Annotated in this window: 12 protein-coding genes; 8 read left to right on the forward strand and 4 right to left on the reverse strand. The window is 71.1% G+C overall.

Annotated elements, in window-relative coordinates; genetic code table 11:
- Window positions 1–9: 9 nt before the first annotated feature.
- From J3P41_RS11545 to J3P41_RS11575, 7 genes are all read left to right on the forward strand, one after another.
- Window positions 10–936 (forward strand): glycosyltransferase family 2 protein, encoded by a 927-nt coding sequence (locus J3P41_RS11545; RefSeq protein ID WP_307861948.1) that lies wholly within the window; start codon window positions 10–12, stop codon window positions 934–936.
- The gene (locus J3P41_RS11550; RefSeq protein WP_210650433.1) at window positions 933–1850 is read left to right on the forward strand and encodes a glycosyltransferase family 2 protein; all 918 of its coding nucleotides are present in this window, start codon (window positions 933–935) and stop codon (window positions 1848–1850) included. Before J3P41_RS11545 ends, J3P41_RS11550 begins: the two co-directional genes overlap by 4 nt.
- A gap of 35 nt (window positions 1851–1885) precedes the next feature.
- The gene (gene glf, locus J3P41_RS11555; protein ID WP_210650434.1) at window positions 1886–3088 is read left to right on the forward strand and encodes a UDP-galactopyranose mutase; all 1203 of its coding nucleotides are present in this window, start codon (window positions 1886–1888) and stop codon (window positions 3086–3088) included.
- A complete protein-coding gene (locus J3P41_RS11560; protein WP_210650435.1) occupies window positions 3085–5148 on the forward strand; it encodes a glycosyltransferase in 2064 nt (687 codons plus the stop codon). The genes glf and J3P41_RS11560 overlap by 4 nt, the downstream gene beginning before the upstream one ends.
- Window positions 5138–6067, forward strand: a complete 930-nt coding sequence (locus J3P41_RS11565) for an ABC transporter permease (RefSeq protein WP_307861949.1) — start codon at window positions 5138–5140, stop codon at window positions 6065–6067. Before J3P41_RS11560 ends, J3P41_RS11565 begins: the two co-directional genes overlap by 11 nt.
- The gene (locus tag J3P41_RS11570; RefSeq protein WP_210650436.1) at window positions 6067–6834 is read left to right on the forward strand and encodes an ABC transporter ATP-binding protein; all 768 of its coding nucleotides are present in this window, start codon (window positions 6067–6069) and stop codon (window positions 6832–6834) included. The genes J3P41_RS11565 and J3P41_RS11570 overlap by 1 nt, the downstream gene beginning before the upstream one ends.
- Before the next feature lie 235 nt (window positions 6835–7069).
- Complete coding sequence (locus tag J3P41_RS11575; RefSeq protein ID WP_210650437.1) at window positions 7070–9820, forward strand: FG-GAP-like repeat-containing protein; 2751 nt, start codon at window positions 7070–7072, stop codon at window positions 9818–9820.
- 18 nt (window positions 9821–9838) lie between these two features.
- Here J3P41_RS11575 and J3P41_RS11580 read toward each other — a convergent pair whose 3' ends face one another.
- Genes J3P41_RS11580 through cofD form a run of 4 tightly spaced genes read right to left on the reverse strand, consistent with a single transcriptional unit; the run spans window position 9839 to window position 13431 of the window.
- Window positions 9839–10564 carry a TIGR03089 family protein gene (locus J3P41_RS11580; protein WP_210650438.1) on the reverse strand — a complete coding sequence of 242 codons (726 nt, stop codon included), beginning with the start codon at window positions 10562–10564 and terminating at the stop codon, window positions 9839–9841.
- Window positions 10565–10588: 24 nt separating this feature from the next.
- Window positions 10589–11326, reverse strand: a complete 738-nt coding sequence (locus J3P41_RS11585) for a DUF3105 domain-containing protein (protein WP_210650439.1) — start codon at window positions 11324–11326, stop codon at window positions 10589–10591.
- Between the two features lie 48 nt (window positions 11327–11374).
- Complete coding sequence (gene cofE, locus J3P41_RS11590) at window positions 11375–12397, reverse strand: coenzyme F420-0:L-glutamate ligase (RefSeq protein ID WP_210650440.1); 1023 nt, start codon at window positions 12395–12397, stop codon at window positions 11375–11377.
- Entirely contained in the window at window positions 12394–13431 is a 1038-nt protein-coding gene (cofD, locus tag J3P41_RS11595) for a 2-phospho-L-lactate transferase (RefSeq protein WP_210650441.1), read from the reverse strand. Before cofD ends, cofE begins: the two co-directional genes overlap by 4 nt.
- A gap of 123 nt (window positions 13432–13554) precedes the next feature.
- Between cofD and J3P41_RS11600 the strand changes: the two genes are divergently transcribed.
- Window positions 13555–13812, forward strand: a complete 258-nt coding sequence (locus tag J3P41_RS11600) for a WhiB family transcriptional regulator (protein ID WP_210650442.1) — start codon at window positions 13555–13557, stop codon at window positions 13810–13812.
- Window positions 13813–13825: the final 13 nt, after the last annotated feature.

Raw genomic sequence — 13825 nt, forward strand, 5'->3', positions numbered from 1 at the left:
GTGTAGGCCGTGACCACCGGACCCCTGCCTCGCGTCGTGGCGGTCGTGGTCACCTTCAACCGGCTCGGGCTGCTCGAGCGGCTCGTGCAGCGACTCGGCGAGATCGACGCGCTCGCCGAGGTGCTGGTGGTCGACAACGCGTCCTCCGACGGCACGGGGGAGTGGCTGGCCGCGCGCGCCCACACCGGCGAGATCCCGCTGCGCTCGCGCACGCTGTCGACGAACCGGGGCGGTGCCGGCGGGTTCCACGACGGCCTGGCCTGGGCGATCGACCGCGAGGCCGACATGGTCTGGCTGATGGACGACGACGGTCTGCCCGACGTCGACTGCCTCGACGCGCTCCTCGCCGAGACCGACCTCGACTTCTGGGGCCCGCTCGTGGTCGACGAGGACGAGCCGGGGAGGCTCGTCTTCCCGATCCGGCTCCCCGGCACCACCCGCGTCGTGCACGCCGTCGACGACGTACGCCGCGTCGCCAGGGACGGGCGCATCGACGGCATCGTGATCCCCTTCAACGGCGTCCTGGTCACCAAGGAGCTCGTCGACCGCATCGGCCTGCCGCGCGAGGAGTTCTTCATCTGGGGCGACGACCACGAGTACCGGCTGCGCGCGGAGGAGGCCGGCGCCCGCGTCGCCACCGTCGTCACCGCCACTGTGCGGCACCCCAGCGTCGGCAACCTCGGCACGCCGATGATGTTCGGTCGCACGACCTACAACGACTCGCCCAGCGAGCTCAAGCACTACTGCATGGCCCGCAACAACCTCGTCAACCTGCGCGACTACCGCGGCCCGCTGCACGCGCTGGCCTTCGTGGTGAAGACCGCCTGGTTCTACACCTTCACCCGGCCCAGCCTGTCGCGGCTGCGGCTGAGCCTGCGCGCCATGCGGGCCGGGATCGCCGGGGACTTCGACGGTCACCGGAGGTACCTGTCGTGAGCGCCGCCACCGCGGAGACGGTGGCGGTCGTGGTCGTCACCTACAACCGCGCCGGCCTGCTCGCCGGCATGCTCGACGGTCTCGCCGCCCAGACCCGGCGCCCCGACGCGGTGGTCGTCGTCGACAACGCGAGCACCGACCACACGCGCGAGGTGCTCGAGGCCCGCACCGACCTGCCGCTGCACGTGACCACGTCGGAGACCAACCTCGGCGGCGCGGGCGGCTTCCACCTCGGCGTGCGGGCGGCGTACGACGCCGGCTGGGACCGCGTCTGGCTGATGGACGACGACGTCGTGCCCGCGCCCGACTGCCTCGAGGCGCTCATGGGCGTCGACGAGGACTGCCTGATCGCCGTGCGCGAGGACCTGTCCGGCACGCTGGTCGAGAAGGCCGCCGTCGACTTCGACCTGCGCAACCCCCTCGCCGTGCGCCCCAAGCGCGCCGCCGTCGACACCGTGTACGCCGACCGCGCGTCGATGCCGGCGCTGCTGGAAGTGCAGAACGTCGCCTTCGAGGGATTCATGGTGCGGCGCGGCGTGATCGCGGAGGTCGGGTTCCCCGATCCGGCCTTCTTCATCTTCTACGACGACGCCGAGTACGCCGTGCGCGCCCGCAACGCCGGCCACCGCGTGTGGGCGGTCCGCGACGCCGTCCTGGTCCGCCAGCTCGACTTCAACCAGCAGCACGACCTGTCGGGCTGGAAGGGCTTCTACATGTACCGCAACCTCTTCGTGGTGCACCTGCGCCACGGGGAGAACGCGCTGGTGCGCCTCAAGCCCTGGCTCATCACGCTGGCCGTCGTCCTGCTCAGCCCGTTGCGCGGCGGCCGGGCCGAGGCCCGCAACGTGATCCGCGCCATGGCCTCGGCGCGGGGCATGCGGCGCCTGACGGACTCGGCCCGGCCCCCTCGTTAGACTCGCAGCGCCTCTCACCCACAGGAGTACCTCCCTTGTCCCAGGGCCCCACGCACCACAACGACCACGCACCTGACCTCGTCATCGTCGGCGCCGGCTTCTTCGGGCTCACCGTCGCTGAGCGCTGTGCGGCCGAGCTGGGCCTCAAGGTGCTGATCCTCGAGCGGCGCGACCACATCGGCGGCAACGCCTACAGCGAGATCGACCCCGAGACCGGCATCGAGGTGCACAAGTACGGCACGCACCTGTTCCACACCTCCAACAAGCGGGTGTGGGAGTACGTCAACCGGTTCACCGACTTCACCGACTACCAGCACCGGGTCTTCGCCAAGTACCAGGGGCAGGTCTACTCCTTCCCGATGAACCTCGGTCTCATCAACCAGTTCTTCGGCAAGTCCCACACCCCGGCCGAGGCCCGCGCGCTCATCGCCGAGCAGGCCAGCGAGATCGCCACCGAGGACGCCACGAACCTCGAGGAGAAGGCGATCAGCCTGATCGGTCGCCCGCTCTACGAGGCGTTCGTCAAGGGCTACACCGCCAAGCAGTGGCAGACCGACCCGCGCGAGCTGAGCGCGGACATCATCACCCGCCTGCCGGTGCGCTACACCTTCGACAACCGCTACTTCAACGACACCTACGAGGGCCTGCCGGTCGACGGCTACACCGCGTGGCTGACGAGGATGGCCGACCACCCCAACATCGAGGTCCGCCTCGAGACCGACTTCTTCGCCGTCGCCGACGACTACAAGGGCAAGGTGCCGATCGTCTACACCGGCCCCGTCGACGAGTACTTCGGCAACAGCGAGGGCCGCCTGTCGTGGCGCACGATCGACCTGGAGGCCGAGACGCTGGACGTCGACGACTACCAGGGCACCGGCGTCGTCAACGCCAACGACCAGGACGTGCCGTGGACGCGGGTGCTGGAGTTCAAGCACCTCCACCCCGAGCGCACCTACCTGCCCGGCAAGACCATCGTGGTCCACGAGTACAGCCGCTTCGCCGAGGAGGGCGACGAGCCCTACTACCCGGTCAACACCGCCGAGGACCGCGCCAAGCTGCTCAAGTACCGCGAGCTCGCCAAGGCCGAGCCGATGGTCCTGTTCGGCGGGCGCCTGGGCACCTACAAGTACCTCGACATGCACATGGCCATCGGCTCGGCGCTGTCGATGTACGACAACAAGCTCAAGCCGCACTTCACCGAGGGCGCGGAGCTCACCAGCGGAGGCATCGAGGCATGAGCACCACCCAGACCCAGAACCAGACCCATCCCGAGAGCGGCAGCCAGGCCGCGGCGGGGACGGTGACCCGGCTCCTGCAGCGGCAGATCATGCCCGTCGACGGTGACACCGACGTCTTCCGGCTCTACGTCGACCCCGAGCCCGCCGTGCTCGACGCGGACAAGTACGAGGTCGGCTCGAGCCGCGCGGCGCAGAACCTCAACAGCGCCCAGATGCGGCAGTCGGTGTCGACGGGGGCCACGATCCACCCCGACCAGGTGCTCGACCGCGAGGCGCTCGCGCTGCAGGCCGAGCAGCGGATCTCCTTCGGCTCCTACTTCAACGCCTTCCCGGCGTCCTACTGGCGCCGCTACACCGTCGTCACCGACGTCACGCTGACCTTGTCCGTCGAGGGCCCCGGCGCGACCGTGACCGTCTACCGCTCGATGGCCAACGGGCGCTCGCAGCGCGTCGAGACCGTCACCACCGGCGAGGACGTCGCCTCCACCTTCACCTTCGAGCTGCCGCTCAAGCCGTTCGTCGACGGCGGGTGGTACTGGTACGACGTCGTCGCGGGCGACCACGACGTCGTGGTCCGCTCGGCCCGCTGGACGGCGGAGGTGCCCGAGGACCGCGCCGAGCACGGCACCGTCGACCTGTGCATCACCACCATGAACCGGCCCGACTTCGTGGCCAAGCTCCTCGGCCAGCTCGCCGACGCCCCGGAGCTGCGCCCGTACCTCGACGAGGTCATGGTGATGGAGCAGGGCACGCAGAAGATGCGTGACTCCGAGTTCTTCCCGGCGGCCGCCGAGGCGCTGGGCGACACGCTGCGCGTCATCGAGCAGGGCAACCTCGGCGGGTCCGGCGGCTACGCCCGCGGCCAGCTCGAGTCGGTGCGCAAGGGCACCGCGACCTACGCGATGATGATGGACGACGACGTCATCTGCGAGCCCGAGGGCATCATCCGCTCCGTCACCTTCGGCGACCTCGCGCGGCGCCCGACGATCGTGGGCGGGCACATGTTCTCCATCTACGCCCGCACGCGCCTGCACAGCTTCGGCGAGATCATCACGCCGTGGCGCTTCTGGTGGCTCTCGGCACCCGGCGTGTTCCAGGACTGGGACTTCGGCGCGCGCAACCTGCGCTCCACCCGCTGGCTGCACAAGCGGATCGACGTGGACTTCAACGGCTGGTTCATGTGCCTGATCCCGCGCCGCGTGCTCGAGGACATCGGGCTCAGCCTCCCGCTGTTCCTCAAGTGGGACGACTCGGAGTTCGGGCTGCGGGCCAAGGAGGCCGGCTACCCGACGGTCTCGCTGCCCGGCGCGGCGGTCTGGCACATCCCGTGGACCGACAAGAACGACGCCCTGGACTGGCAGGCGTACTTCCACCAGCGCAACCGGTTCGTCGCGGCCCTGCTCCACTCCGTCTACGAGCGCGGCGGCCGGATGGTGCGCGAGAGCCTCAACCACCAGATCGCGCACCTGGTGTCGATGCAGTACTCCACCGTCGAACTGCGGCTCAAGGCGATGGAGGACGTGCTCGCCGGTCCGCACGCGCTGCACGGGATGCTGCCCGGCAAGCTCGCGGAGGTCAACGCGTTCCGCAAGCAGTTCACCGACGCGCAGCTGCAGGTCGACCCCGACACGTTCGCGCCCGTACGCCGCCACAAGCCCCCGCGCAAGGGCAAGGACGACTCCGGCGTCCCGGGGCGCGTCTCGCTCCTGGTGCGGGCCGCCACGATGCCGCTGCGCCAGCTCAAGCCCGTGCGCCCCACCTCGCGCAGCCACCCGGAGGCGGAGATCCCCGCGATGGACGCGAAGTGGTACCGCATCGCGCGCTACGACTCGGCCATCGTCTCGATGCCCGACGGCACCTCGGCGGCGCTCTACGAGCGCGACCCGGAGAAGTTCCGCGACCTGATGAAGCGCACGCTCGAGGTCCACGCGCGGTTCCAGCGCGAGTGGCCCCGGCTGGCCGCCGAGTACCGCGCGGCGCTGGGCGAGATCACCTCGCCCGAGGCGTGGGAGAAGACCTTCACGCCGTGGACCGACGCGTCCGCCGGCGGTGAGCAGTGAGCCGGTGGTGAGCGCGGGGTCCGTGGGACCGGCCCGTCGTACCGAGGGCGACCTCGCGGCCCTGCCGCTGGCCCCGCCGGCAGCAACCGGGCTGCGCGAGGTCGTGCGCCGCCGCTACCTGCTCGGCATGCTGGTCCGCAACACGATCAAGTCCCGCTACCAGGGCACGGTGCTGGGGTGGGTGTGGAGCTACCTGCAGCCGGCGATCCGGTTCTGCATGTTCTACTTCCTGTTCCAGGTGATGATCGGGCGCGGTGAGGGCACGATCGAGAACTTCGCGATCCACCTGTTCGCCGGCATGGTGATCGTCCACTTCTTCACCGAGACGTTCAACGGCGGCACCCAGTCGCTGGTGCAGAATCGGTCGCTCATCACGAAGCTGCCGGTGCCGCGGGAGATGTTTCCGGTGGCGCGGATGCTGGTCGCGGGCTGGCACACCATCCCGATGCTCATCATCCTGGTCGTGCCGTGCATCGCGCTCGGCTGGCGACCCGACCTCGAGGGGATCGCCGCCGCTCTGCTGGGCTTCGCTCTCGCCGCCGCGCTCGGCCTGGCCCTCGGCCTGGTCTTCAGCGTGGGCAACGTGTTCATGCGCGACATCGGCAAGGTCGCGCAGACCCTGACGCAGTTCGTGACCTTCAGCGTCCCGATGATGTACCCGTTCACGCTGGTCCACGAACGCTTCGGCGACCCGTGGTCGGGCTACTACCTCCTCAACCCGATGGCCGAGGCGGTCCTGCTCATCCAGCGCGGCTTCTGGACCGGCACGACGAGCGACCCGTCTGCCACCGCGGCCGCGCACCTTCCCGACCACCTGTTCACGCGCGGCCTGATCATGACCGGCGTCTCCGTCGTGCTGCTCGTGCTGGCCCAGCGGCTGTTCTCGCGGCTCGAGGCCAAGGTCCCGGAGCGACTCTGATGACGACGATGATCCAGGTCGAGCACGCGACCAAGGCGTTCACCCTGTCCTACCAGCGCTCGCTCAAGCAGACCGTGCTGGCGAAGGCTCGCGGCCGCAAGACGCACGACACCTTCAACGCCGTCGACGACGTCACGTTCACGGTCAAGGAGGGCGAGTCCGTCGGGCTGATGGGCCTCAACGGATCGGGCAAGTCGACGCTGCTCAAGCTGATCAGCGGCGTCATGCGCCCCGACTCAGGCACCGTGCTGACCCGCGGCCGGATCGCCGGCCTCATCGCGACTGGCACCGGGTTCGACAACAACCTGAGCGGTCGCGAGAACCTCTACCTCAACGCCGCGATCCTCGGGATGTCGCGCGCCGAGACGGATCGCAAGTTCGACGAGATCGTCGACTTCGCCGACCTCGGCAAGTTCCTCGACACCGACGTGGCCTACTACAGCTCCGGCATGCGGGCGCGGCTCGGCTTCTCGGTCGCGGTCAACGTCGACGCCGACATCTTCATCGCCGACGAGGCACTGGCGGTGGGGGACCGGCCCTTCAAGCGCAAGTGCAAGAAGCGCATGGACGAGATCGTGAAGTCCGGCGTCACGATGTTCTACGTCTCGCACGCCCCCGGATCCGTACGCAACCTGTGCAACCGCGTGCTCGTCATGGAGAGCGGCCGGCTGGCCTTCGACGGCGACGTCGAGGAGGGCATCGCCTACCTGCACTACGACGACGGCGACGACGACGGTGAGGACGACGGCCTCGGCGCTGACATCTGAGCCCTCCAGCCCCGCGCGAGCGGTGTCCGAGCCACATTCGCGAGCGACGCGACGTGGCTGGGGCACCGCTCGCAGCGTTCCTGAGGCATTGTGGGTGAGAATTACATGGATGTAACGGCGTGTCGGCTGGAAATTACACGCTTGTAGTTACTCAGAAACTCTTCCGTGACTGGTGTGACTGCTGTGAAACTCCTGCCTTGTGTGACCTTCCCCCACACAGGAGTTGGACTTTCTCATGCGACCTCTTCAGGCCCGTGTCGTCACCCTCTGCCAGCAGGTGCTGGCCCTGGGCGTCGTCCTCGTCGTCCTCACCCCCGCCTCCGGCGTGGTGTCCCTCGACATCGTGGGTGAGCACCCCGACGAGCAGACCGCCCCGCGCGACCAGGGCGACCAGGCCGCTCCGGCGGAGCTGGTGGCGGCCACCGTCCCGACCTCCTCGGTGACGCCCACCGTCACCGAGGTGCCTCTGACCGCCATGGACGGCGGCTTCGCCGGCCTGCGCGGGCGCACCGTCGCCGACGGCGCCAGCCAGGCCCGCGTGCAGAGCAAGCCGCAGGCGGTCGCCGGCTTCGCCGCGATCGGCGTGACCTGGCGCCACGGCCAGGAGATCGAGGACGACCAGATCTCCCTGCGGGTGCGCACCCGCACCGGTGCGGAGTGGAGCGACTGGGAGACCCTGGAGTACCACGACGAGCACGGCCCGGACCCGGACAGCGCCGAGGCGGCCGCCGCCCGGCCCGGCACCGAGCCGCTGTTCGTCGGGGAGGTCGACGACGTCCAGGTGAAGGCGAGCACCGACGGTGTCGCCCTTCCCGACGACCTCTCGCTCGCCCTCGTGGACCCCGGCTCCGCCAAGGGGAGCCAGACCGAGGCGCCGGCCGACCGGCCCGCGCCGAGCACCGACCCGGACGGCACCGCGGCGTACGAGCAGGACTACGCCGAGCAGGGCGACATGACCGCGTCCGGGTCCGACGGGATCCAGCTGCAGGCGGCCACCACGAGTGCCGCGGCCAAGCGTGCCGTCGCGCAGCCCACGATCTTCTCGCGGGCCCAGTGGGGCGCCGACGAGGGCATCCGCGACAAGGGCTCCCTGCGCTACGGCTCGATCAGCGCCGGCTTCGTCCACCACACGGTCAACGCCAACGAGTACTCCGAGGCCCAGGTGCCGGCGATCATCCGCAGCATCTACGCCTACCACGTGAAGTCCCGAGGCTGGAGCGACATCGGCTACAACTTCCTCGTCGACCGGTTCGGCCGCATCTGGGAGGGCCGCTACGGCGGCATCGACAAGCCGGTCGTGGGCGCCCACACGCTCAACTACAACGACTACTCGTTCGCGATGTCGGCCATCGGCAACTTCGACGTCGTGCAGCCTCCGGACGTGATGCTGCGCGCCTACGGCCAGCTGTTCGCGTGGAAGCTGTCGCTGCACGGGGTCAATCCCGCCTCGACGTCGCAGAAGGTCGGCCGCGGCACGTTCGCGGCCATCAACGGCCACCGCGACGCCGGGTCCACCGCGTGCCCGGGCAAGTACCTCTACGCGCAGCTCCCGCTGATCCGCACGTACGCCACGCAGCAGGCGCCCGTCGGGCCGACGCCGGTGCAGGTCTCCGAGCCCAGCCCGCAGAACAACCTGGCCGGTTCGGCCTACCCCGACCTGGTGGTGCGCCGCGCAGCGGACGGCCGCGGCCTCGTGCTGCCCAGCGGGGGCCTGACGTCGTTCCAGCAGCGCACGGTGGTCGGCAAGAAGGGCTGGGACGATCGGGCCGACGTGCTGGTCTCGCCCGACCTCACCGGCGACGGCGTCGTCGACCTGGTCACGGTCGACACGTCGGGCATGGTTCGCATCCGCGAGGGCCGCGGGGGCGGCAAGTTCGGGGACACGAAGCGCAAGCTCCGGCTGCGCGGCTACTCCCTCATCACCGCGGTCGGCGACATCAACGGCGACGGACGCAACGACCTCGTGGCCCGGTTCAAGGGCCGCCTCACGACGCTGCTCGCCACCGCCAAGGGCGGCTTCGACCGCAAGGTGACGCGCAAGGGCTACGGCAACTACCGCCAGCTCATCGGCGCCGGCGACGTCGACGGCGACGGCCGAGCGGACCTGCTCCTGCGCACCAAGAACCGGCTCCTGCTGCAGCGCGGCTACGGCACGGGACGCTTCGCTCCTCCGCAGCGGGTGGCCGGGTCGTGGCGCGGCTACAACCGGCTGGTCGGGGGAGACTTCAACGGCGACGGCAGGTCCGACCTGGTGGCGCGCTCGGCCAACGGCAAGATCTGGCTGCTGCCGGGCCGCGGCGACGCGACGTACGGCGCCGCACTGGGGCCGGCCGCGAACCTCAAGTCGATGCGCATGCTCACCGGCGCCCAGCTCGTCGGCGGTCCCGGCGGTGACCTCGTCGGAGTGTCCGGGCGCAGCCTGGTCGTGATCGCCAACCGGGACACCTTCGAGCTCGGGGCCCCCGTCGACACCGGCGTGTCCTTCGCCGGGATGACCCGCATCCTCAACGCCGGCGACGTCAACGCCGACGGCAACGGAGACGTGCTGACCGTCGACGCCGCTGGCCGGCTTTTGTTGTTCGCCGGCAACGGCACCGGCGCCCTGGCGGCCCCTACCGCCATCGGCAACGGCTGGAACGGCATCCCGGACCTCGAGGCGGTCGGTGACGTGACCGGCGACGGGCGTCCGGACCTGATGGGCACGCCCGCCAGCGGCCGGCTGTCGGTGTGGCCGGGGGTCGTGGGGGGCTTCGGCAGCGCCGTACCCGTCGCCGGCCGGGTCCAGGCCCGCCCCGGGCTGCCGGGCGACCTGTCGGCCTACGACTGGGTGCTCCAGGTGCAGGACATGCAGCTCAAGGGCCCGGGCGACTACGTCGTGCGCAACCGGTCCAACGGCCTCGCCTACGTCTTCGACGGGCGCAAGTCCGGCGTCTCGGGCCCGCGCGTGCTGGCCGAGGGGATGGGGGCCTACGACCTGGCGGGGTGATCCGCGAGAGGAACGCGGTCAGGCCCTGGCCGTCGCCCGTTCGGCGTCGTGGACGTCGTCGAGGCGAGCCGGGTCCGGGTTGCGGACGAGGACCAGCGAGCCGCCTCGTGCGAGGGGCTCGGTGAAGGTGGCCGTTCCTGGTGGGGAAGCCGGGTCGGTCACCGACAGGAGACGGCCGCCGTCGGTGAGGAGACTCCCGGCGGCGGCCGTCAGGTCGTTGCGAGGCGCGAGCGTGAACAGCTCGCCGAGGCTGAGGTCGTCGGTGGCCGGGTCGTCGTCCGTGGGCGGGTCCCAGGCGGTGAAGCCGTCGGGCTGGGACCAGATCTCCACGCCGACGTCGTGCACCCCGGCGGGCAGCGGCTCGGCGAACCGCACCCCGAGCGGCCGCAGGCTGCAAGCCAGCACCGGCAGCGCCGCCGCCTGCGGCGCCCACGCGTCCAGCGTCTCGGGGCCGCACACCACGGCGTCCGGCTGGTCGGACGTGGTGACGCGCAGGCCGACCGTCCAGGCGGCGCCGAGGAACACCGTGGACAGCCAGTGCGGCGGCAGGTCGATGCGCAGCGACATGCCCCGCTCGAGGTCGGCCACGTCGGTCAGCAGCCCCGAGGCCTTGGCCACCCAGTTGGCGTACGTCGTGACCGACAGCTCGACCCGCTCGTCGGTGGCGTGGTCGTAGAACGTCACCAGCGGACGACCGGGGTCCCGCCGCAGCTGGGCGGCGAGGACCTCGGCGAACGTCGTCACGGGGGCGGTGCTGTCAGGCGCGCCTCAGAGGACGGCCGGCTCCGAGGAATCCATGTAGGGGTACTTCTCCATGAACGCGTCGAGCGCCTCGCCGCTGGGAGCCGAGCAGTACTGCCACACGCCGACCTGCTTCTCGGGGTCGGTCTCGCCGACGCCACCGACCGACCAGTGCGTGAGGGCGACGTGCTGGCCCTTGGGGAACGGCTCGCCGTCCTCGGAGGTCCACGGCACGGCCTTGAACTTGTCCCGCAGGTTGGTCGTGCTCGACAGCTTGGAGGCGATGCCGCGCAGGTCGTCCATCATCTCGGGGTCGTCGGCGACCGTCTCGTCGTACCACAGGATCGTGTAGCCGTGCTCCAGGTTGTGCACGAGCTCGCCGAGCTCGGGACGGTCGGAGGCGGTGTAGAGCTTGCGGTCGATCGTGTCCCACATGTTCCAGTGCTGGCCGAACGCGGGAGGCGCCTCCGGGTAGGACAGCGGGGTGCCGACGTCGACGTGCTCCTGGTTGCCGGTGGCCTTCTTGGTGGTGATCTTCTCGCAGGCGTCCGCCGGGGCGCCGATGTCGCTCAGCGAGGCCGAGGCGTAGGCGCGCAGGTCGTACCAGTCCTTGACCGGCTTGAACGCGGCGGCGCCGACGATGAGCACGGCGATGGTGACGCACACGCCCACGATCGCCATGCCCCGCCGGTTCTCGGCGCGGGACTGCTGGGAGCGGATGGAGTCGATGACCGCCTGACGGTCGGTCTTTGCCTTCTTGGCCACGGTGCTCGGCGTCTCTCGGTTCGGTGGGGCGGGCTGCGGTGGCAGAGTCTACGTACTCACGGGTGATACGTGGCACACGACGCCACTCCGCCCCGTCTGCCAGTCCCGGATCCGCCACCCGTGGGCGAAGCAGACGGCGTCGACGGCGAGGCGGTCAGAGGCCGCCGGCAGGCGCACCACGGCCCGCTGCGGATCGTCGTCGAAGGACGTCGACAGCGTCGACGCGCGCGCCCGCCCGTGGCCCACGACGCGGCTGAGCGCCGCGTGCAGCTCCGCCAGGGGCGCCGGCTCACCGAACGGAGCCCGGTCCTCCTCCTCGCCCGCCAGGGCCCGTACGACGGCCTCGCGGGCGCCCCACCCGAACAGGTCACCGCCGTCGGGCCGGACGAGGGCGGCGGCGCCGGGCCCGTCGTCGCCGGGCGGAAGCACGAGGTCGCCGCGCCCGCGCACGACGGCGACGGGTCGGCGCGCCAGCTTGCCCTGGGCGAGCTCGGCGGCGCCCGCGATCTCGTCGGCCACCGCGGGCAGAGTGACCGCGAGGGGGTTGCCGTGCGGGTCGGTGCGACCGGCGAAGTCCTCGGCGACCACCAGGCCGGCCGCGCCGATCGCGATGTCGGTCTGGCCGACGCGCCAGGCGCGGCCGGCGGTGTCGGTGACGACCACGGCGACGTTGGTCCCGGTGCGCCGGTGGATCTCTTGCCGCAGCCCGCGCGCCGAGCGGTCGGGATCGAGGGGGAGCAGGACGATCGAGCCCGCGGCGACGTTGGAGGCGTCGACTCCGGCCGCTGCCATGGTGAGCCCCAGCCGGTGGCGCACGATCCGCGTCGCCCCGCGCCGCGCGACGACGCGGAGCGTCTCCTCGTCCACGGCGGCCTCGCGGTCGCCGACGCGTGCGCGGCCCTCGGCCTTGCTCACCACCTTGCTGGTGACGCACACGACGTCGCCGTCGGCGAGCGCGGCGCCCTCGCCCGGACCGCGCTCCTCGAGACCGGCCAGGAGGATGCCGGCCAGGTCGTCGCCGGCGACGACCTCGGGCAGGCCGTCGGGCGCCCAGACCTCGAGCCGGCTCACGCCGGCCACGCCAGCGACACGGCGGCGGCTGCCATGGCAGCCGTCGCGTCGTGGTCGGACATCATCAGCGGGACGGCGCGTGCGCGCACCCCTGCCTCCTCGAGCCGCGGGAGCTGCGCGGCGTCGCGCTCGTCGACCAGCCACCCGTCGAGCACGCCGCCGCTCGAGCGGGCGCCGTAGTGGCGCCCGACCCCGGCCGCGCTGACCTCGACACCGATGCTGGTCAGCATCTGTGCGGCCATGCCGTGCACGTGGGAGCCGCCGACGATGGGGGAGACGCCGACGACCGGCGCGCGCGTCGCGCGCACCGCGTCGCGCACGCCCGGGACGCCGAGGATCGTGCCCACCGAGACGACCGGGTTGGACGGCGGCAGCACCACCAGGTCCGTCTCGGCGATCGCCTCGAGGACCCCGGGGGCGGGCGTGGCGGCGTCCTGGCCGACGACCACCACCGCCTCGGCCGGCACGGACGCGCGCAGCCGCACCCAGTACTCCTGGAAGTGGACGACCCGGCGCCCGCTCGGGGTGTCGGGGTCGGCGATCGCGACGTGGGTCTCGACCCGGTCGTCGCTCATCGGCAGCAGCCGCACCCGGGTGCCGTGGGCGGGGGTGAGCCAGCGCCGGCACAGGGCCTCTGTCACCTGCGACAGCGTGAACCCGGCCTCGAGCATCTGCGTGCGCACGAGGTGGGTGGCGATGTCGCGGTCGCCCAGCCCGAACCACGTCGGCTCCACGCCGTACGCCTCCAGCTCGGTGCGCGCGCTCCACGTCTCCTCCCGGCGGCCCCACCCGCGCTCGACGTCGATGCCGTCGCCCAGGGTGTACATGACGGTGTCGAGGTCGGGACAGACCTTCAGCCCGTGCACCCACCAGTCGTCGGCGGTGTTGGTCACGACCGTGACCTCGGTGTCGGCGGAGCCGCCGGGCACGACCCCGGAGCGCAGCCCGTACAGCAGGCCCTGGACGAACCTCGCGCCGCCCACACCGCCGGACAGGACGGTGACGCGACGCAGCTCTGGCGCGGATGATGGCATAGGGAACAGCCTGCCCGAAGGGGAATGGCCATATCAGATCCGGGCTTGACTTGCGGGGTACGACAGGCATGTAATTCCAGCAGTGTCGTTCAGTTCTCGAACAGGGTCGAAAGGGCGTACGCCATGAGAGCAGAACTGTTCCTCCTCGAGCCCGAGGGCGAGGAGCTCGGTTGGCAGGACCGCGCGCTGTGCGCGCAGACGGACCCCGAGGCGTTCTTCCCGGAGAAGGGCGGCTCGACGCGGGAGGCCAAGAAGGTCTGCCTGACGTGCGAGGTCCGCGACGACTGCCTCGAGTACGCCCTGATGAACGACGAGCGCTTCGGCATCTGGGGCGGGCTGTCCGAGCGTGAGCGGCGCAAGCTGAAGAAGCGCGCCGTCTGAGCGATCCCCGCGC

Source organism: Nocardioides sp. SYSU D00065, assembly GCF_017916425.1.
Taxonomy (GTDB): domain Bacteria; phylum Actinomycetota; class Actinomycetes; order Propionibacteriales; family Nocardioidaceae; genus Nocardioides.

Bases quoted from the DNA above. Each gene is read 5' to 3' on its own strand.
- J3P41_RS11560 (WP_210650435.1), top strand. From the start codon at position 3,085: ATGAGCACCACCCAGACCCAGAACCAGACCCATCCCGAGAGCGGCAGC.
- cofD (WP_210650441.1), bottom strand. From the start codon at position 13,431: ATGCCATCATCCGCGCCAGAGCTGCGTCGCGTCACCGTCCTGTCCGGC.
- J3P41_RS11600 (WP_210650442.1), top strand. From the start codon at position 13,555: ATGAGAGCAGAACTGTTCCTCCTCGAGCCCGAGGGCGAGGAGCTCGGT.
- J3P41_RS11575 (WP_210650437.1), top strand. From the start codon at position 7,070: ATGCGACCTCTTCAGGCCCGTGTCGTCACCCTCTGCCAGCAGGTGCTG.
- J3P41_RS11570 (WP_210650436.1), top strand. From the start codon at position 6,067: ATGACGACGATGATCCAGGTCGAGCACGCGACCAAGGCGTTCACCCTG.